Genomic DNA, 19101 nt, shown 5'->3' with positions numbered 1-19101 from the left:
ACCCTCGACGGGTCGAACCGATCCGGTGGAGGGCTCAACTTCGGGCGCTCGGCTCACGGCCGAAAACACCAAGGGTCGACATTACAGCACAGAGCACGACAGCGGAAGCGCGAGCGTTCAGCCGAGTCCCCGGAGCACGTCGGTCGCGAGGGTCTCGAGGGCCGCCTGTCCGCCGACGAACGAGCGCAGCACCACCAGGCGATCGCCGTCGAGGATCGCGAGAGTGGCCGCCGGATCGATCGTGGGGTCGGGCGCCGTGTAGAACGCCTGCTCGCCCAGACCCGTCACGGTCACGCTGCCCGAGGCCTTCAGAGCGTCCAGGCTCTGAGCGCTCGCGCCCGTGGTCGACTGCACGGTCACGGCCGCGGGATTTCCCGCCATCGACCACGCGCAGCCGTCTCCCGGCTCGGAGGCGGAGATGAAGTCGCCCGGCACGTCCAGAGCGCTCGAGAGGGTCGGGAGGGACAGAAGCGTCGCGCAGTCCAGCTGCTCCTTGGCCGGAGCGCCCGCGGTCGCCTCCGCTCCGGGAGCGACGGTCGCGGTCGTGCCGGGGGCGGCGGTCGGCGACGGCGAGGCACTCCCCGTCGGAGTGTCGAAGGCCGGCATCGTCGGCTCGGCACCCGCCGGGATGTCGATCGTCGAGGAGGAGCATCCCGCCAGAGCGAGGGCGATCGTGAGGATCGCGAGCGTGCCCCCTGCTCGTGTCCGAATCATGCGTCGTCCTTCCCGCCTGGCGCCCCCTCGGGCGCGGTCCGCCTGGCTCGGGTGAGCACCGCGCGCGGGGCAAGCGAGGCATCCGCAGGGTAGTCCACTTCGCGGAGGATCAGCCCGCGTGCGGGCATCACCGCGAAGGCGTTGGAGCGGCGGGCGGCGTCGCGCAGCAGGGCCACATCGTCGGCACCGAGTTTGCCCGCGCCGACCGCGACACAGGCGCCGACCAGCGCGCGCACCATGCTGTGGCAGAAGGCGTCTGCCTTGACGTGGGCGTGCAGCACGCCGTCGGCGTCGCGCTCCCACCCGAAGTCGAGGAGGCTCCGGATCGTCGTCGCGCCGTCGCGCGCTCGACAGAACGAGGCGAAGTCGTGCAGGCCGAGCAGAGCCTGCGCCGCCCGGTGCATCGACTCCTCGTCGAGGGACTCGTTGATCCATGTCGTGTGACCCCGCTCGAGCGGGTGACGCGTCGAGGAGGCGTCGGCCAGTCGGTACTCGTATCGCCGCCAACGCGCCGAGAAGCGCGCGTCGAAACCCTCGGGCGCCTGCGAGACGCGATGCACCGAGAGATCGGAGTACTGCCCGAGGATGCCGCGCAGTCTCCGTTGCAGGATCTGCTCCGGAGGCAGGGGCTCCTCTCCCGCGCGCCGTCGACCGCCGCGCAGGCGCGCCCACTGCTCGGGAGTGAGGTCGACATGCGCGACCTGGGCGCTCGCGTGGACGCCGACGTCGGTTCGACCGGCGACAGTGAGCACGGGGGTCTGCTCGGCGCCCAGCACGAGGGCGAGCGACTCCTCGAGCACCCCCTGGACGGTGCGCAGGCCCGGCTGCTTCGCCCAGCCGGAGAAGTCGGAGCCGTCGTAGGCCAGGTCGAGGCGGACGCGGTGGAGCACCCGACGATTGTAGGTCGACGTCGCCCCGAGCGCGCTCGCCCGGATCAGGCGACGACGAGGGTGACGCCCTGGGAGGCGAGCATCGCCACGGCCCACGAGACCAGCGTGGTCTGCTCCCCCACCGAAGAGACGAGGTGCACCTCGATACCGCCCGCGAGCACTGCGAGCTCCGACGGCTCCCTGGCGTCGCCCCGCCGCCAGTAGGCCGCGGTTCCCAAGGGCGCCGGAGTCGCACCTTGGGCGCGTCCCGCGCGCTTGAAGGTGTCGGCGAGCCGGCCCGGCTCCATCGTCAGAACGATCGCCGAGGGGTTGCCGGCGATCGCATACGCACACCCGTCGGTCGACGGCTCCGGTTGGCCGACGGCGCCCTCGGGGAGTGCCAGGTCTTTCTCGATCCGGGAGGCGGGGAGGGCCGCGGCACAGTCGAGCGTGTCGGTCGCCGAGCGCGCTGTGCCCTCGCCCGCGCTGCGTGCGGCGGAGGCGATCGTCGGCGATGCCGACTCCGGCACCTCGATCAGGGCACCGCCCGAGCAACCTGCCAGAAGGGTGGACAGGGCGACCGCGGCGACGGCGACGGAGGCTGATCGTGGTCTCACTGTCCCCCTCCGAGGTTCGTCGGGGTGCGCCCCGAGAGCGCCGGCCGTGACGCGAGCCCTCCGCGAGAGCTTTCACGCCATGTTATTCGACGATTTGCGCCACGCGCGAGGGGATCGTGCTTCGCGAGGGACGCAGAGAACCCCCCGTCCCTAGGGGACGGAGGGTTCTCGAGGATGCGGCGGGACTACTTGGTCTCGCCGGCCTCCTCGACCGGGACACCCTGCGCGGCGGCGTCCTCGACGGGTGCGTCCTCCACGGGCGCGTCCTCGACGGCAGACTCCTCGACAGCAGCGGTCTCGGCGACCGGAGCCGCCGCGGTACGCGACTTCTTCACCTTCGGGGTCACGGGCTCGAGGACGAGCTCGATGACCGCCATCGGCGCGTTGTCTCCCTTACGGGGACCAATCTTGGTGATGCGGGTGTAGCCGCCCTCACGCTCGGCGACCAGCGGCGCGATCTCGGTGAAGAGCTCGTGCACGACCGACTTGTCGCCGATGGTTGCCAGCACGCGGCGGCGCGCGTGCAGGTCGCCGCGCTTGGCGAACGTCACCAGACGCTCGGCGAGCGGACGAAGGCGCTTGGCCTTGGTCTCGGTGGTCTTGATGCTCTTGTGCGTGAACAGGGCCGCGGCCAGGTTCGCGAGCAGCAGACGCTCGTGTGCGGGACCGCCTCCGAGGCGGGGGCCCTTGGTGGGCTTGGGCATGGGTTTACTCCAGTACTAAAGGGGTGTCAGCAGGTCGGACGCGAAGAGCCGGGGCTCCGGAGCGGAGACCTAGATGCTCTCGTCGTCGTAGCTGTAGAAGTGGGCGCCGTCGAACCCGGGAACCGAGTCCTTGAGCGACAGGCCCAGCTCCGTCAGCTTCTCCTTGACCTCATCCACCGACTTCTGACCGAAGTTGCGGATGTTCATGAGCTGCGTCTCCGAGAGGGCGACGAGCTCGTTGACATTGTTGATGCCCTCGCGCTTGAGGCAGTTGTAGCTGCGCACCGAGAGGTCGAGGTCCTCGATGGGCATCGACAGCTCGGTCGAGAGCACGGCGTCGACCGGCGCGGGGCCGATCTCGATGCCCTCGGCCGCGTTGTTGAGCTCGCGGGCGAGGCCGAAGAGCTCGGTCAGGGTGCGACCGGCGGAGGCGATGGCATCGCGAGGCGAGATCGCCGCCTTGGTCTCCACGTCGACGACCAGACGGTCGAAGTCGGTGCGCTCGCCGGCACGGGTGGCCTCGACGCGGTAGGTGACCTTCAGCACGGGCGAGTAGATCGAGTCGACCGGGATCTGGCCCGCCTCGGAGAACTCGCTGCGGTTCTGCGTCGCCGAGACGTAGCCGCGGCCACGCTCGATCGTGAGCTCGAGCTCGAACTTCGCCTTGTCGTTCAGGGTGGCGATGACGAGCTCCGGGTTGTGGATCTCGACACCGGCCGGAGCCGAGATGTCGGCAGCGGTGACCTGTCCGGCACCCTGCTTGCGCAGGTAGGCGGTGATCGGCTCGTCGTGCTCGGAGGAGACGACGAGACCCTTGATGTTCAGGATGATCTCGGTGACGTCCTCGCGGACGCCGGGGACCGTCGTGAACTCATGCAGGACTCCGTCGATGCGGATGCTGGTGACAGCCGCGCCGGGGATGGAGGACAGCAGGGTGCGACGCAGCGAGTTGCCGAGCGTGTAGCCGAAGCCGGGCTCGAGGGGCTCGATGACGAAGCGGGAACGGAACTCCGAGATGTTCTCCTCGGTGAGCGTCGGGCGCTGTGCGATAAGCACTGATGATTCCTTTCGATCACGTGTCCGCTATATGACACGTGCGTTTGCGAGGTGTGGAGTTGTGAAAGAAATGCGCGATCCGCCGGTCGGCCCCACGCCTCGCCCGGAGGCGGTTCGTGCGGCCGACCGACGGCTGCGAGTGCTGGAACTAGACGCGACGACGCTTCGGAGGGCGGCAGCCGTTGTGCGCCTGGGGGGTGACGTCGTTGATCGATCCGACCTCGAGGCCTGCGGCCTGGAGCGAGCGGATCGCGGTCTCGCGACCCGAGCCCGGGCCCTTCACGAAGACGTCCACCTTCTTCATGCCGTGCTCCTGGGCCTGGCGCGCAGCCGACTCGGCGGCGAGCTGGGCGGCGAACGGCGTCGACTTGCGCGAGCCCTTGAAGCCGACTCCACCGGACGATGCCCAGCTGATGACGGCCCCGGAGGGGTCGGTGATCGAGACGATCGTGTTGTTGAACGTCGACTTGATGTGGGCCTGGCCCACAGCGATGTTCTTCTTCTCCTTGCGGCGCGGCTTACGAGCGGCCGACTTGGGGGTAGCCAATTCTGTTTCTCCTCTTGGTCCGTGTCGCCCGCGTTACTTGCGGCCGGCCTTCTTCTTGCCGGCGACGGTGCGCTTCGGGCCCTTGCGGGTGCGAGCGTTCGTCTTGGTGCGCTGTCCACGGACCGGGAGGCCGCGACGGTGGCGGAGGCCCTCGTACGAGCCGATCTCGACCTTGCGGCGGATGTCGGCGGCGACCTCGCGACGGAGGTCACCCTCCACCTTGTAGTTGCCCTCGATGTAGTCGCGGAGGGCGACGAGCTGCTCGTCGCTGAGGTCCTTGACGCGGATGTCACCGCTGATCCCGGTGTCGCTCAGGGTCTTGAGCGCGCGGGTGCGGCCGACTCCGTAGATGTAGGTCAGTGCGACCTCCACGCGCTTCTCGCGCGGGATGTCTACTCCTGCCAGACGTGCCATGGTGGCTTCTCCTGTGAGTGAGTGGAGGTGTGATGCAGCACCGGTGCCTCGGCCTCCACCGAAGGTGTCCTCGCGATCCGCCCCGGCGGGCCGGGACGCTGCGCGATTTCTGATGCTGCGATGTGTTCAGTTGTGTTCGTCGGGACGGCGAGCCGTCCCTGCGCTCGTCCGCCGGAGCGGCGGGACTAGCCCTGGCGCTGCTTGTGGCGGGGGTTGCTGCTGCAGATGACCATCACGTTGCCGTGGCGGCGGATGATCTTGCAGTGGTCGCAGATGCGCTTGACGCTGGGGTTGACCTTCATGGTTCTTTTCCTTGATATCGCTGGCGTCGTGCTCCCGGCGGATGCCGAGGCCGTTCCTTACAGGACACACACGTCGCGAACGGAGCGAGCGAACGCCTACTTGTAGCGGTAGACGATCCGGCCGCGGGTCAGGTCGTAGGGGCTCAGCTCGACGATCACGCGGTCCTCGGGGAGGATCCGGATGTAGTGCTGACGCATCTTGCCCGAGATGTGGGCGAGAACTTTGTGTCCGTTGGTCAGCTCCACGCGGAACATCGCGTTGGGGAGCGCCTCGACAACCGCACCTTCGATTTCGATGACACCGTCTTTTTTGGCCATAGCCTCACTGTCGTTCGGAAGTAGTGTGTGTACTGGTCGTGCGAATGTTTCCGCGACGATCCACCTCCGGGCGAGAGCCCGGATCGCGGTGTGCGGGCGTGCCGGAGCACGCGCAAAACACCAAGGGTCGATACTACGCGAATCGAACCTCCTCCGCCACCTCGGGCGTGTCGCGATGCAGGCGCCCGCGAGCGGAGGAAGGCCCCGCGACCTCTAGGCTTGCCCTCGTCGAGCGGAGGGAGTGCGGATGGCGCGCACGCAGAGGTCTGAGCCGAGCCGGAGACGCTGGTACTCGCATCCGCTCGTCACCGTCGTCGTCGCGATCGTCGTCATCGCCCTCGTGCAGACCTTCTTCGTGAAGGTGTACACGGTGCCGACGGGATCGATGGAGAACACCCTCCAGGGAGGCGGCTTCTTCGGCGACCGCATCCTGGTCGATCGCACTCAAGCGCTCCACGGCGAGCCCGAGTCGGGGCAGATCGTCGTCTTCTCGCGCGACGCCCAGTGGGGGGCGAGCGCCGCGGTCGGCAGCCCGCTCTCGGAAGTGGTCAAGACGTTCGGCGACCTCACGAGCATCGGACCCTCGCATGAGGAGTTCCTCGTCAAGCGCGTCATCGCCACGGGCGGCCATACCGTCTCGTGCTGCGACGCCGAGGGTCATGTGCTGGTCGACGGCGAACCGCTCGACGAGTCGTACGTCTTCGAGGACTTTCCCTTCACCCCCGGCTCGCTCGACTGCTCGACCAGCCCCGCCTCGATGCGCTGCTTCCAGGAGTACACGGTGCCCGAGGACGCGCTCTTCGTCCTCGGCGACCACCGCTCCAACTCCAACGACTCCCTCGGCGCCTGCCGCGGCACTCCCGGCCCCGTCGATGCGTGCGTCAAGACGGTCCCCCTCGATCGCGTGACCGGCCGCGTCTTCGCCGTCGCGTGGCCCCTCACCCGCTGGCACCTCTTCTGACGTCCGCCTCTCGCGAGCTGTCACGAGAGGCGGACTGACGTGAACCGCGGACGACCGCGACGAGCTGCGGGAACAACGGATGCTCCGTGCCGAGGCCCATGACCTCGGACACGAACTGCTCCGGCGGAAGCGAGGAGAGCTTCTCCTGCAGCTGCACGCTCTGAGGGTCCTCCGGCACGTCGAAGCGCAGCGCCGCACCGATGGCCGCGAGCAGCCCGCTCGGATCGTGGCCGCGCTCGGCGAGCTCGGCGGCCGGCCCGATGAAACGCTCGTGCCGCGAGAGCTTGCGCAGGGGCTGCCGACCGACCCGATCGACCGTGTCGGTGAGGTACGGGTTGGCGAAGCGCGTGAGCGTCTTCTGGAGGTACGCCTCCTGCTCGGCCTCGCTGAAGCCGTGCTTGGCGACGAGGAGCGCCTTTGTGTCCTCGAGCGCCGCCCTCACGGCGTCGCGCACGGCCGGGACGGCCAAGGCGTCGGAGAGCCTGTGAGCGCCCGCCGCGAAGCCGAGGTAGGCGGCCGTCGCGTGACCGGTGTTGACCGTGAAGAGCTTCCGCTCGATGAAGGGCTCGAGATCATCGACGTAACTCGCTCCCGGGAGCGCAGGCTCGTCGCCCCCGAAAGGCGTGCGATCGATGACCCACTCGAAGAAGGTCTCGACCGTGACGTCGAGGCCCTGGCTCGCCTCCTGGTTCGGCACGATGCGATCGACTGCCGTGTCGGCGAATACTGCCCGTGCCCGCAACCGCTCCCACTCGTCGGGGCCGAGGTTGGCGGCCACCTCGGTCTGCAGCAAGCGGGTCGCGCCGATCGCGTTCTCGCACGCCATCACGGCGAGGCGGGGAGCCGACTCCGCTCGCGCCGCGAGACCCCTGGCGATGGCCGGCGCCACGAAGCGCAGCACGTTCGGCCCGACCGCCGTCGTCACGAGGTCGGCGGCCGCGATCTCGGCGACGAGCGCCTCCTCGTCGCTCGCCGAGTTCACCGCACGGAAGCGGTCGACGACGTGCGTCGCCGGCTCCTCCCCCACGGCGTGCACCTCGTAGCTGTCGGCGGCAGCCAGCTGATCGATCAGCGCGGCGTTGACGTCCGCGAAGACCAGCTCGTAGCCGGCCCCGTGCAGAATCAGGCCGACGAATCCGCGCCCGATGTTGCCAGCGCCGAAGTGGACGGCGGTGGGCATCAGGAGTTGACCTCGCCGAGCAGCGCATAGAGCGCCTGCGCGTCCGGCGCCTCGAGGAGCTTCTGCACCTCGTCCTCCTCCGAGAACAGGATCGCGATCTTCGACAGGATCTCGAGGTGCTCGTTGTCGACGCCCGCGATGCCGACGACGAAGCGGACCTCGTTGCCGTCCCAGTCGATCGGCTGCGCATAGCGGACGAACGAGAGCGCGGAGGAGCGGATCTCGTCCCGCGCCTCATTGGTGCCGTGCGGGATGGCGAGCAGGTTGCCCATGTAGGTCGAGACGGTCGCCTCACGGGCGAGCATGGCCGGGTAGTAGGCGGGAGTCACCGCACCGACTCCGACCAGCATGTCGGCGGCCTCCTTGATGGCCGCCTCCTTGATCGTGGCGGTGCCGGAGGCGTTGATCTGTCCGATGGTGAGCACATCGCTCATGGCTGCAGTCCTTCCGAGGTGGTCGAAGCGAGGGAACCCGCGGGGCCGGTGCGGAGCGATCCGCCCCGTCGCACCCTACGGGCTCCCTCGGTGGGGGTGCCGACTACTTGCCGTGCTGCTCCGCGACGAGCGAGACGACCTCGTCGTACTTGGGGCTGTTCATGAAGTTGTCGACGGAGACGTGGATCGCGCCGGGCGTGCGCTGACGGGCGCGCTCGGTCAGCTCCGCCTGAGTGATGACCAGGTCGACGTCGTCGTCGAGGGCCGCGATCGCCTTGTTCGTCACCGTGACGTCGTCGAAGCCCGCCTTCTTCATCTTGTTGCGAAGCACGGAGGCGCCCATCGCGGACGACCCCATCCCGGCGTCACAGGCGAACACGATCGTGCGGACCTGGGTCGCGGTGGCCGTCGCGCCCGCGGTCGACGCGCCGGCCGAGGACTGCGGGGCGTTGGCGCCGCTCGCGTTGATGAGCGAGCCGACGGCGCTCTCCTTGCCCTTGTTCGCCTCGTTGGCGGCGACGGCGGCGGCGAGCCTGTCGTCGCCCTCCTGCGCAGCCGCGAGGTCGCGCTTGCGGCTGCCTCGGATGATGACCGATGCGACCAGGAACGACACCGCCGTCGCGAGGACGACGGAGAGGATGACTCCGACATAGCTGTCGCTGGCGGTCTGCAGGATGATCGAGATGATCGAGCCGGGCGAGGCGGGCCCGCGAAGGCCGGAGTTGAACGCGACGTTCGTGGCGATGCCGGTGGCGCCTCCGAGGATGACGGCCGCAAGCAGAGCCGGCTTCATCAGCACGTAGGGGAAGTAGATCTCGTGGATCCCGCCGATGAAGTGGATGATCGCCGCGCTGGGGGCGGACGCGCGGGCCGCGCCGACTCCAAAGATCGAGAAGGCGAGGAGGACGCCCAGTCCCGGCCCGGGGTTGGCCTCGAGGAGGAACAGGAACGACTTGCCGGTGGCACCGGCCTGCTGCAGCCCGAGCGGCGTCAGGATGCCGTGGTTGACGGCGTTATTGAGGAACAGGATCTTCGCGGGCTCGATGAAGATGCTCGTCAGCGGGAGGAGTCCTGCCTGGACGAGCCAGTTCACGCCCGCTTCCAGCACAGCGGTGAACCCTGTGATGACCGGGGCCACTCCGAAAAACGCCAGCACAGCGAGGATCAGGCCGAGGATGCCCGCCGAGAAGTTGTTGACGAGCATCTCGAAGCCCGGCTTGATCTTGCTGTCCCAGATCGAATCGACCTTCTTCATGAGCCAGGCCGAGAGCGGGCCCATGATCATCGCGCCGATGAACATCGGGATGCCTGCGCCGACGATGACGCCCATCGTGGCGATCGTGCCGACCACACCACCGCGGGCGCCATAGACCATCCGGCCACCGGTGTTCGCGATGAGCAGCGGGAGCAGATAGGTGATCATCGGTGCGACGAGGCCGGTGTTCGTCACCGCGGAGTCGGTGCTCCACCCGCCGAGCTGCTGGACCCAGAGGTCCTTGACGCCGAGAAGCGGAAGCCAGCCGGTCGGGATGAAGAGGGCGGTGATGAAGCCCCACGCGATGAAGGCCGCGATGTTGGGCATGACCATCCCCGAGAGGAAGGTGCCGAACCGCTGGACGCGGACGCGCGCTCCCCCGCGCGTCTGCGTCGGTGACGTCGTTGTCATGTGATGTGTTCTCCGATTTCTGGTGGCGGGGTGGGGGACGGCTTCAGGAGGCGGCGATGGCCTCGGTCACCGCAGCACGTGCGTCGGCGGCGCTGTCCGCGGCGAGCGCGAGCTCGGCGAACCGCTGGGCGTCGTCGAGGGTGTGCTCGGCCAGCTCGGCGCGCACGTCGGCGAGAGCCGACGGCGACATCGAGAGGCTCGTCGCGCCGAGGCCGACGAGGACGACGGCGAGCAACGGGTCCGCGGCGGCCTCGCCGCAGATTCCGACAGGCTTCCCCAGCGCGGCCCCCGCGCGACCGACCTCGCCGACGAGGCGGAGGACCGCAGGGTGCCACGGGTCCTGGTACGCCGAGACAGTGCCGAGCATCCGGTCGGCGGCGAGGGTGTACTGCGTGAGGTCGTTGGTGCCGACGGAGGCGAAGTCGGCCACTCCGAGGATGCGGTCGGCGAGCAGGGCGGAGGAGGGCACCTCCACCATGACACCGGCGGTGCGGATGCCGAGCTCGCGCGCCATGGAGGTGAAGTAGCGGGCCTCGTCGACGGTCGCGACCATCGGCGCCATGACCCAGAGGTCGGCGTCGGTCGCAGCGTCGGCCTGGGCGAGGGCTGTCAGCTGATCGCGGAGGATCTGCTCGCTCGCGCGAAGGGCGCGCAGTCCGCGCAGACCGAGCGCGGGATTCTCCTCGTGATCGTCGTTGAGGAAGCTCAACGGCTTGTCGGCACCCGCGTCGAGCGCACGGACCACGACCTTGCGACCGGGGAACGCGGCGAGGAGGCGCGTGTACTGCTCGGCCTGCTCGGCGACCGACGGCGCCTCCTTCGCGTCGAGGAAGAGGAACTCGGTGCGGAAAAGGCCCACACCTTCGGCGCCGAGCTCGACCGCGTTCGCGGCACCGTCCGCGGAGCCGAGGTTCGCGAGCAGCGGCACGGCATGGCCGTCGGCGAGAGCCCCGGGCAGGACGGGCGCCGCGAGCAGCTCGGCGCGCTCAGCGATCGCCGCCTTCGCGTCGCCGATCTCGGCGTCGGAGGGGTTCACCGTCACGACTCCCGAGCTCGCGTCGAGGATGACGAGCTGGCCGTCGCGCAGGTCGAGCGCGCCGGCCGTGCCGACGATCGCGGTGATCGACTTTTCGCGGGCGAGGATCGCGGTGTGCGAGGTCGGTCCGCCGTCGCTCGTGATGAGCCCGAGCACCTTGTCGAGGTCGAGCAGCGCGGTGTCGGCCGGAGCGAGATCGCGGGCCACGAGAACGAACGGCTCGTCCGACTCCGGCACGCCCGGTGCGGCCACACCGCGCAGGTGGGCGACGACCCGCTGCGAGACGTCGTCGAGGTCGGTCGCCCGCTCGGCCATATAGCCGCCCATCGCGACCAGCAGCTCGCGGAAGCCGGCGAAGGCCTCGTGCACGGCGCGCTCGGCGGTCTTGCCGGCGGCGATCCGCGTCTTCACGTCATCGGCGAGCGACGGGTCCTCGGCCATCAGCGCCTGCGCGTCGAGCACGTCCTTCGCGGAGCCGCCGGCCCGCTCACCGCGGTGACGGATGGTCGCGGCCGTGGCCGAGAGCGACGCGACAGCGCGCTCCTCCTCATGGGCGACCGAGCGGGTGCTCGCGACGTCCTCGGGCTCGGGCAGCGGATCGGGCATGCGCAGGAGGGGACCGAGGGCGAGGCCCCGACCGACCCCGGTGCCCTGGAGCTTGGCGGAGGCGTAGGCGGTGTGCGGCGTGGACAGCGTCATGAGTGGTCGGTTCCTGTCGTGCGATCTCGGCGGTGAGAGGCGGGTGGGGCTCAGGCGTCGTGGTCGGTGGTGAGGAAGGTGCTGAGCTCCTCGAGCACCGCCTCCTCGTTGTCGCCCTCGACGCTCACGGTGAGTTCGTCGCCGTGCTCGATTCCGAGCGAGATGATCCCGAGGATGGACGCGGCGTTGACCGGGGTGGCGTCGCCTTTCGCGACGAGGACCTTCTGGCCTGACTTCGCCGCGGCCTGGCTGAAGAGCGAGGCGGGACGGGCGTGGAGGCCCTTCGACGATGCAACCTGCACGGTGCGCTCGACCATGAACGTTTCTCCTTGATCTCGCAGTCGGAACTGCGTCAGTGGTGCCCGGCGTCGGGCTCTCCCGACACGACGGGGCGGGTGGAGGAGGCTCCTGCCCGATCGTGGCCGGCCGCGTGGGCGGCGAACAGGACCGGAAGGGTCTCGAGCACGGCATCGGCACCGTGCGCTCCGAAGACATCGGGCGGGAGGAGGGCTGCCGCGGCGCCGACGCTCTCCGCGCGCTGGCGGAGTCCGTCGAACTGCGGCCCGAGGTGCGGCCCCACCAGGAGGACGTCGGCCTCTGCGAGGGTCGTGTCGAGCCCCGCGAGGGTCTCGGAGCGGAACACGGCAGCCATGCCGCGCTCCTTCGCAACCGCTCTCAGCCGGTGGGCCAAGAAGGTGCTCGATGCGCCTGCGCCGCAGACGATCAAGATGGTGCGCACCGCGTTCGCCTCCTCGCGTCCGGGTCGTAACTCCCCTAGCTTCGCCGGAGGAGGGCGTTGCGCTCCAACAGACAATCTTCCGCCGGGGCGGAAACGCCGCCCTTCCGGGGGTGCCGGGGTTTCCCGCACCCGGGGTGGAGGTGGTTGACTGCCAGCACGGACGACTCGCCGCCCGTGCCGCTCGGGTCCTCACGGGTCACGGTGCTGAGCACCGACCGCATGCCTGGAGCCTGATGCCTGACAATCGCGAACGCCTGCTGGAGTACCTCCTGCGCGCCGACGGCTGGGTGACGGCGCACGAGCTCGCCGATCGGCTCGGCGTGACGACCCGGAGCGTGCGCAGCTATGTGACCGCGGTGAAGGGGCAGGCCGCTCCGCTCGAACCGATCGAGTCCTCCGCGAACGGCTACCGCCTCGACCGTGACGCGTATGCGGCCTTCGTCGAGGCGCAGCGCAGCCGCGACGTCGAACCGGACACCCCCCGCGACCGGCTCTACAGCATCGTCCGCCGGCTCGTCGAGTCCGACTCCGGCGTCGACGTGTATGTCCTCGCCGATGCACTCACGGTGAGCGAGTCGACGGTCGAGGCCGATCTGCGCCGGGTCAGGGTGCTGGCCGAGGAGGCGGGGCTCGGCCTGCTCAGGCGCGGTCCCCTGGTACGGCTCGAGGGCAGCGAGGAGGCACGGCGCCGCTTGATCTCCCGGATGTTCCGTGACGAGAGCGCGCAGGGCGTCTTCACCCTCGACGACGTGCAGCGCGAGTTCGCCTCGCCCGGCCTCGGCGCGTTCAAGACCGAGCTGCTCGCCGCGCTGGAGTCGCGCGGCTACTACATCAATGACTACGGCGTGAACAGCGTGCTCCTGCACATCGCGATCGCCGTCGACCGCGTCTCGAGGGGGATCCGCGACCCCTCTCCCGAACGCCCTTCGTCGGCTACGCACGGTGAGCTCGCCACGCTTCTGGCCGAGCTCGTCGAACGGCACTTCGCGACGCCGCTGACGGACGCCGAGCTCGCTCAGCTCGGAATCCTGATGACCACCCGCGTGGCGACTCCCGGTCAGAACGAGCCGATCAGCGCCGTCGTCGAGAACTACGTCGACCCGGAGGACCTCTCCGTCGTCCGCGAGCTCGTCGCGGAGGTCAACGCCGCCTATCTCGTGGACCTCGACGACGAAGGCTTCATCGCGCGCCTGGCGCTGCATGTGCGCAATCTCGTGGCCCGCGCCGGGGAGGGCGGCTACTCCCGCAATCCGCTGACGCGCTCGATCAAGACCAGCTACCCGATGACCTACGAGATCGCCGTGTTCCTCGCCAGCGGGCTGCAGCGGCGCCGGGACATCTCGGTCAACGAGGACGAGATCGCCTACATCGCCTTGCATGTCGGGTCGTTCCTCGAGCGGGTGTCACGGCGCGAGGAGCGCCTCTCCTGCGTGATCGTCTGCCCGAACTACTACGACCTGGCGCACATGCTCCGGCTGCGGGTCGAGCGCTCGCTCGGCACGGAGGTCGAGGTGCGTTCGCTGATCACCCGGAGCGACGTCGACTGGAGCCGGCTGACCGCCGACCTCGTGATCACCACGATCGACGAGCGGCCCGCCTCCGACGAGGTCGTCCTGGTGCAGCCGTTCCTGACCGATCACGATGTGGAGGCGGTGCGCCGCGCCATCGCACGTGTACGACGTCACCGTCGCCGCACCCAGATCAAGGACGAGCTGCTGCAGTTTTTCGACGAGTCGCTGTTCTTCCGCAACCTGCATGCCGGCGACGAGGCGGCGATGATCCGCCTCCTCGGCGAGCGGATGATCGCGCGGGGCATCATCGACGCCGACTACGTCGAGGGGGCGATCGACCGCGAACGGATGAGCTCCACGGCCTTCACCGACACCCTCGCGGTGCCGCATGCGATGGTGATGAGCGCGCGCCGCACGTCGATAGCGATCGTCGTGAACGACACTCCGATGCAGTGGGGCGAGCAGCGCGTCAACGTCATCGCGATGATCGCCTTCGCCTCGGAGGGACGCAGCACCTTCCAGACCGTCTTCGACCAGTTCGTCGAGGTCTTCTCGGAGCGCGCGGAGGTGCAGCGCCTCATCCGACGCTCGGTCGACTTCGGCGCCTTCATCGAAGAGCTCGTGCGGGTCTTCGACAGCTGAGGCGTCGCCTCCGTCGCGTCGCCTAGGCGATCGGCGTCGGCACGATGCCGTACTGCGCCAGGCCCGCCGCGCCGCCGTCCGCCAGTGTGGTCACCCAGATTCCGTCGCGATGCACGGCAACCGAGTGCTCCCAGTGCGCCGCCATACTGCCGTCCTCCGTCGCCACGGTCCACTCGTCCTCGCGCACCACGGTCTCGGCGCTGCCGGCGGTGACCATCGGCTCGATCGCGACGACCAGGCCGGGTTTCACCTCCGGCCCGCGCTGACGGACCCGATAGTTGAACACCGGCGGCGCCTCGTGCATCGATCGGCCAATGCCGTGGCCGACGTAGTCGGTGAGGATGCCGTAGACCCGGCCGGTCCGTTCCGCCTCGTCCTCGATGTACTCCTCGATCGCCGCACCGACCTCGTTGAGGTGCCGCGCCGTGGCGAGGGCCGCGATCCCGCGCCACAGCGAGCCCTCCGTCACGCGCGAGAGCTCGGCGCGGGCGGCGACCTCGTCGGGGCGCGTCGGGTCAGGCAGCACCAGGGTCAGGGCGGAGTCGCCGTTCCAGCCGTCCACCTCGGCGCCACTGTCGATCGAGACGATGTCGCCGGGTTCGAGTACACGTCCGCCGGGGATGCCGTGCACGACCTCGTCGTTCACGGACGCGCAGATCGTGTGCCGATAGCCGGGGACGAGCGCGAAGTTGGAGTGCCCCCCGCGCTCGATGATCGCGGCCTCCGCGATCGTGTCGAGCTCGAGGGTCGTGACGCCCGGGCGGAGCGCTGCGCGGACCGCGTCGAGCGAGGCGGCCGTCGCGAGGCCGGGTGCGAGCATCGCCCGCAGCTGGGCCGGGGTCTTGTAGAGGGAGGAGCGCAGCGCCACGGTTCAGGCGGCCGGCGAGTCGAGACGGCTCACGCGATGCCCCTCGAGCGCCGTCACGATCCTCTCGGTGACCTCGTCGACAGGGCCGAGCCCATCGACGACGACCACGAGGCCGCGGGCAGCGTAGACGTCGATGAGTGGAGCGGTCTGCTCCTCGTAGAGCGCGAGACGGCGACGGATGACGTCCTCGGTGTCGTCGCTACGCCCCTGCTCGGCCGAGCGCTTGAGCAGTCGAGCCACGACCTCGTCGGGGTCGGCCGTGAGCTGCACGACCGCGTCGAGACGGTTGTCGTCGGCCGCGAGGATCCGGTCGAGCTCGTCGACCTGCTCGGTCGTGCGCGGGTAGCCGTCGAGCAGAAAGCCCGTGGAGGCGTCGGCCTCCTGCAGGCGGTCGTGCACGATCGCGTTGGTGAGTTCGTCCGGCACATAGCGTCCGGCGTCGAGGAACGCCTTGGCCTGCAGACCGAGTTCCGTCTCGTTGGCGACGTTCGCGCGGAAGATGTCCCCGGTCGAGATCGCCGGGACGTCGAGGATCTCGCACAGCCTGGCGGCCTGCGTCCCTTTGCCTGCGCCGGGAGGGCCGATCAGCAAGAGACGGAAGCCGACCGGGTTCGAGGTCATCGGAGGAGCCCTTCGTAGTGACGCTGCTGCAGCTGCGAGTCGATCTGCTTCACCGTCTCCAGCCCGACTCCGACGATGATGAGGATCGACGTGCCGCCGAAGGGGAAGTTCTGGTTCGCTCCCACTAGCGCCAGGGCGACCAGCGGGACAAGGGCGATCAGACCCAGGTAGACCGAGCCGGGCAACGTCACCCGGGTCAGGACGTAATTGAGGTACTCCGCCGTGGGCCGACCCGCACGGATGCCGGGGATGAAGCCTCCGTAGCGCTTCATGTTGTCGGCGACCTCGTCGGGGTTGAAGGTGATCGCGACGTAGAAGTAGGTGAACCCGACGATCAGGAGGAAGTACAGCGCCATATAGAGCGGGTGATCGCCCTTGGTGAGGTAGGTCGTGATCCACGTGACCCACGCCGGAGCCGCCTGTCCTGCGCCCGGCTGGTTGAACTGCGCGATGAGGGCGGGCAGGTACAGGAGCGAGGAGGCGAAGATGACGGGCACGACGCCTGCCATGTTCACCTTGATCGGAATGTAGGTGTTGTTGCCCCCGTAGGTGCGCCGACCGACCATCCGTTTCGCGTATTGCACGGGGATGCGTCTCTGCGACTGTTCGACGAACACCACGGCGACGACGAGCACGAGGCCCACTCCGAGCACGAGGAGGAACGTCTCGAAGCCGCGCGACTGCGCGATCGACCAGAGCGAGGTCGGGAACTGGGCGGCGATCGAGGTGAAGATCAACAGCGACATCCCGTTGCCGATGCCGCGCTCGGTGATGAGCTCGCCCATCCACATGATGATGCCGGTGCCCGCCGTCATGGTGACGACCATGAGGAGGATCGAGTACCACTCGTCGGTGATGATGAGCGCCGAGCACTCGGGCACACCGGAGTTGCCGAACAGCGCGCCCGAGCGGGCGACCGTGATCAGGGTGGTCGACTGGAGCACACCGAGCGCGATCGTGAGATAGCGGGTGTACTGCGTCAGCTTGCCCTGACCCGACTGGCCCTCCTTGTAGAGGGTCTCGAAGTGAGGGATGACCACGCGCAGCAGCTGCACGATGATCGAGGCCGTGATGTACGGCATGATGCCGAGCGCGAAGATCGACAGCTGGAGCAGGGCTCCGCCGCTGAAGAGGTTCACGAGCTCGTAGAGACCGGAGGTGCCCTGGTTTCCGGCGAGACAGGCCTGGACGGCACTGAAGTCGACGAAGGGGGCGGGGATGAAGGATCCCAGCCGGAAGATCGCCACGATCGCAAGGGTGAAGCCGATCTTGCGGCGGAGGTCGGGGGTGCGGAAGATCCGCGCAACGGCGCCAAACACTACCTAGGGTCTCCTGCTCAAATCTTTGGTGCGGGATACAGGTCGAGCTTGCCACGCACTCCCGGAGGAGTCGGCGTGACAAGCTCGACCGACAAGCTGCTCGTGCTACCTGATGGATCCGCCCGCAGCGACGATCTTCTGCTCAGCAGAGCCGGAGACCTTGTCGACCGCGACGTTCAGCTTAACCGCAATGTCGCCATCGCCGAGAACCTTGACCTTCTCGTTCTTGCGCACAGCACCCTTAGCGACGAGGTCACCGATGGTGACGTCCCCACCCTGGGGGTAGAGCTCCGCGAGAGCAGACAGGTTCACGACCTGGTACTCGACACGGAACGGGTTCTTGAAGCCGCGGAGCTTCGGGGTGCGCATGTGCAGCGGCATCTGCCCACCCTCGAAACCGACGCGCACCTGGTAGCGGGCCTTGGTGCCCTTGGTGCCGCGACCGGCGGTCTTGCCCTTCGAGCCCTCACCGCGACCCACGCGGGTCTTGGCCTTCTTGGCTCCTGCAGCGGGGCGGAGGTGGTGGACCTTGAGCACGTGCTCCCTGGTCGCCGGCGCCGCCGCGCTCGTGGTGGTGGTCGCCTGCACCGGAGCGGACTCCGTCGCGGCGGCCTTCTTCGTCTCAGCCATTAGTCAATCTCCTCGACCTTCACCAGGTGGGCGACGGTCTTCACGTATCCGCGGTTCTGGGCGTTGTCCTCGCGGACGACGCTCTGACCGATCTTCTTGAGGCCGAGCGAGCGCAGCGTGTCGCGCTGGTACTGCTTCTCGCTGACCTTCGACTTGACCTGGGTCACTTTGAGCTGGGCCATCAGGCACCTGCCTTCGCGGTGGACGCCGCGGCGAGCGCGTCGGCCTCGGCACGGACGAGACGAGCCGGAGCAACCCGGTCGAAGTCGAGACCGCGACGAGCGGCGACGGCGCGCGGCTCCTCGAGCTGCTGGAGAGCCTTGACGGTCGCGTGGACGATGTTGATGGTGTTCGACGAGCCGAGCGACTTGCTCAGGACGTCGTGGATGCCGGCGCACTCGAGCACGGCGCGGACCGGACCACCGGCGATGACACCGGTACCCGCGGCGGCGGGGCGCAGGAGCACCACACCGGCGGCGGCCTCACCCTGCACGGGGTGGGGGATGGTGGAGGCGACGCGGGGGACGCGGAAGAAGTTCTTCTTCGCCTCCTCGACGCCCTTGGAGATGGCGGTGGGGACCTCACGGGCCTTGCCGTAGCCGACGCCGACGAGCCCGTTGCCGTCTCCGACGACCACGAGAGCGGTGAAGCTGAAGCGACGGCCACCCTTGACGACCTTCGACACGCGGTTGATGGTCACGACGCGCTCGAGGAACTGGCTCTTCTCGGCGTCACGGCCACCGCGGTCGCGGCCACCCTGGTTGCGGTCACGGCCGCCGCGGCGAGGCTCGCGAGCCTCCTGCTGCGGCTGCGTGGACGCAGCGGTCTCGACGGGGGCCTCCGACACGGCGGCGACCTCGGGTTCCTTGTTCTCTGCGGCGCTCACAGGTTGAGCCCTGCCTCTCGTGCTCCATCGGCGATCGCGGCGACGCGACCGGCGTACTTGTTGCCTCCGCGGTCGAAGACGACCGCCTCGACACCGGCGTTCTTGGCACGCTCGGCGACGAGCTCGCCGACCTTGCGGGCCTTGGCGGTCTTGTCACCGTCGAACACGCGGAGGTCGGCCTCGAGGGTCGACGCCGACACGAGGGTACGACCCTGCGCGTCGTCGACGATCTGCACGAAGACGTGACGAGCCGAGCGGTTGACGACGAGGCGGGGACGCTCGGCGGACCCGACGACCTTCTTGCGCAGGCGGTCGTGACGACGACCGCGAGCAGCGGACTTGCTCTTTCCTCTGGTTCCGAGACCCAT

24 protein-coding genes are annotated in these 19101 nt (G+C 68.9%); 2 read left to right on the top strand and 22 right to left on the bottom strand.

The features are described from left to right. Positions 1-117 precede the first annotated feature (117 nt). The 9 genes from ITJ45_RS03610 to infA form a co-directional block, all read right to left on the bottom strand. Positions 118-714, bottom strand: a complete 597-nt coding sequence (locus tag ITJ45_RS03610) for a hypothetical protein (protein ID WP_194607436.1) — start codon at positions 712-714, stop codon at positions 118-120. Next, positions 711-1604 carry a tRNA pseudouridine(38-40) synthase TruA gene (gene truA, locus ITJ45_RS03605; protein WP_194607435.1) on the bottom strand — a complete coding sequence of 298 codons (894 nt, stop codon included), beginning with the start codon at positions 1602-1604 and terminating at the stop codon, positions 711-713. The genes ITJ45_RS03610 and truA overlap by 4 nt, the downstream gene beginning before the upstream one ends. Before the next feature lie 44 nt (positions 1605-1648). Then, positions 1649-2200 (bottom strand): hypothetical protein, encoded by a 552-nt coding sequence (locus ITJ45_RS03600; protein ID WP_194607434.1) that lies wholly within the window; start codon positions 2198-2200, stop codon positions 1649-1651. 185 nt (positions 2201-2385) lie between these two features. Further along, complete coding sequence (rplQ, locus tag ITJ45_RS03595) at positions 2386-2904, bottom strand: 50S ribosomal protein L17 (RefSeq protein WP_194607433.1); 519 nt, start codon at positions 2902-2904, stop codon at positions 2386-2388. A gap of 69 nt (positions 2905-2973) precedes the next feature. Then, entirely contained in the window at positions 2974-3960 is a 987-nt protein-coding gene (locus ITJ45_RS03590) for a DNA-directed RNA polymerase subunit alpha (RefSeq protein WP_104224999.1), read from the bottom strand. A gap of 148 nt (positions 3961-4108) precedes the next feature. Further along, positions 4109-4507 (bottom strand): 30S ribosomal protein S11, encoded by a 399-nt coding sequence (gene rpsK, locus ITJ45_RS03585; protein WP_055787170.1) that lies wholly within the window; start codon positions 4505-4507, stop codon positions 4109-4111. Positions 4508-4540: 33 nt separating this feature from the next. Continuing rightward, a complete protein-coding gene (gene rpsM, locus ITJ45_RS03580; protein ID WP_194607432.1) occupies positions 4541-4921 on the bottom strand; it encodes a 30S ribosomal protein S13 in 381 nt (126 codons plus the stop codon). A 185-nt stretch (positions 4922-5106) separates the two neighbouring features. Then, positions 5107-5223, bottom strand: coding sequence for a 50S ribosomal protein L36 (gene rpmJ / locus ITJ45_RS03575; RefSeq protein WP_055787164.1), 117 nt, complete (start codon positions 5221-5223; stop codon positions 5107-5109). A gap of 96 nt (positions 5224-5319) precedes the next feature. Further along, positions 5320-5541, bottom strand: coding sequence for a translation initiation factor IF-1 (gene infA / locus ITJ45_RS03570; RefSeq protein ID WP_022883252.1), 222 nt, complete (start codon positions 5539-5541; stop codon positions 5320-5322). A 247-nt stretch (positions 5542-5788) separates the two neighbouring features. On the opposite strand from infA, the gene lepB reads away from it, so the two are divergent. Beyond that, positions 5789-6502, top strand: a complete 714-nt coding sequence (gene lepB, locus ITJ45_RS03565) for a signal peptidase I (protein ID WP_194607431.1) — start codon at positions 5789-5791, stop codon at positions 6500-6502. Here lepB and ITJ45_RS03560 read toward each other — a convergent pair. The 6 genes from ITJ45_RS03560 to ITJ45_RS03535 form a co-directional block, all read right to left on the bottom strand. Beyond that, positions 6480-7682 carry a mannitol-1-phosphate 5-dehydrogenase gene (locus ITJ45_RS03560; RefSeq protein ID WP_194607430.1) on the bottom strand — a complete coding sequence of 401 codons (1203 nt, stop codon included), beginning with the start codon at positions 7680-7682 and terminating at the stop codon, positions 6480-6482. The two genes, lepB and ITJ45_RS03560, sit on opposite strands and share 23 nt — an antisense overlap. After that, positions 7682-8116: a PTS sugar transporter subunit IIA gene (locus ITJ45_RS03555; RefSeq protein WP_194607429.1), complete on the bottom strand. Its 435-nt coding sequence runs from the start codon at positions 8114-8116 to the stop codon at positions 7682-7684. The genes ITJ45_RS03560 and ITJ45_RS03555 overlap by 1 nt, the downstream gene beginning before the upstream one ends. A gap of 103 nt (positions 8117-8219) precedes the next feature. Continuing rightward, complete coding sequence (locus ITJ45_RS03550) at positions 8220-9782, bottom strand: PTS mannitol transporter subunit IICB (protein WP_194607428.1); 1563 nt, start codon at positions 9780-9782, stop codon at positions 8220-8222. 43 nt (positions 9783-9825) lie between these two features. Next, on the bottom strand, positions 9826-11517 hold the full coding sequence (ptsP, locus tag ITJ45_RS03545; RefSeq protein WP_194607427.1) for a phosphoenolpyruvate--protein phosphotransferase: 1692 nt from the start codon (positions 11515-11517) through the stop codon (positions 9826-9828). 50 nt (positions 11518-11567) lie between these two features. After that, the gene (locus ITJ45_RS03540; RefSeq protein WP_194607426.1) at positions 11568-11834 is read right to left on the bottom strand and encodes an HPr family phosphocarrier protein; all 267 of its coding nucleotides are present in this window, start codon (positions 11832-11834) and stop codon (positions 11568-11570) included. 35 nt (positions 11835-11869) lie between these two features. Continuing rightward, on the bottom strand, positions 11870-12256 hold the full coding sequence (locus tag ITJ45_RS03535; RefSeq protein WP_194607425.1) for a PTS sugar transporter subunit IIB: 387 nt from the start codon (positions 12254-12256) through the stop codon (positions 11870-11872). A gap of 233 nt (positions 12257-12489) precedes the next feature. On the opposite strand from ITJ45_RS03535, the gene ITJ45_RS03530 reads away from it, so the two are divergent. Continuing rightward, positions 12490-14409, top strand: coding sequence for a BglG family transcription antiterminator (locus ITJ45_RS03530; RefSeq protein ID WP_194607424.1), 1920 nt, complete (start codon positions 12490-12492; stop codon positions 14407-14409). Positions 14410-14431: 22 nt separating this feature from the next. Here ITJ45_RS03530 and map read toward each other — a convergent pair whose 3' ends face one another. From map to rplR, 7 genes are all read right to left on the bottom strand, one after another. Further along, a complete protein-coding gene (gene map / locus ITJ45_RS03525) occupies positions 14432-15277 on the bottom strand; it encodes a type I methionyl aminopeptidase (RefSeq protein ID WP_194607423.1) in 846 nt (281 codons plus the stop codon). 3 nt (positions 15278-15280) lie between these two features. After that, on the bottom strand, positions 15281-15898 hold the full coding sequence (locus ITJ45_RS03520) for an adenylate kinase (RefSeq protein ID WP_194607422.1): 618 nt from the start codon (positions 15896-15898) through the stop codon (positions 15281-15283). Beyond that, positions 15895-17217: a preprotein translocase subunit SecY gene (gene secY / locus ITJ45_RS03515; protein WP_194607421.1), complete on the bottom strand. Its 1323-nt coding sequence runs from the start codon at positions 17215-17217 to the stop codon at positions 15895-15897. The genes ITJ45_RS03520 and secY overlap by 4 nt, the downstream gene beginning before the upstream one ends. Before the next feature lie 105 nt (positions 17218-17322). Continuing rightward, positions 17323-17847, bottom strand: a complete 525-nt coding sequence (rplO, locus tag ITJ45_RS03510; protein WP_228493418.1) for a 50S ribosomal protein L15 — start codon at positions 17845-17847, stop codon at positions 17323-17325. Next, positions 17847-18029 carry a 50S ribosomal protein L30 gene (gene rpmD, locus ITJ45_RS03505; protein WP_194607420.1) on the bottom strand — a complete coding sequence of 61 codons (183 nt, stop codon included), beginning with the start codon at positions 18027-18029 and terminating at the stop codon, positions 17847-17849. Before rpmD ends, rplO begins: the two co-directional genes overlap by 1 nt. Next, positions 18029-18733: a 30S ribosomal protein S5 gene (gene rpsE / locus ITJ45_RS03500; protein WP_416365262.1), complete on the bottom strand. Its 705-nt coding sequence runs from the start codon at positions 18731-18733 to the stop codon at positions 18029-18031. The genes rpmD and rpsE overlap by 1 nt, the downstream gene beginning before the upstream one ends. Further along, positions 18730-19101, bottom strand: coding sequence for a 50S ribosomal protein L18 (gene rplR / locus ITJ45_RS03495; protein ID WP_068256930.1), 372 nt, complete (start codon positions 19099-19101; stop codon positions 18730-18732). The genes rpsE and rplR overlap by 4 nt, the downstream gene beginning before the upstream one ends.

Source organism: Rathayibacter sp. VKM Ac-2879, assembly GCF_015351245.1.
Classification (GTDB): Bacteria; Actinomycetota; Actinomycetes; order Actinomycetales; family Microbacteriaceae; genus Rathayibacter.
This window is presented reverse-complemented; position numbering and strand designations above follow the sequence as displayed.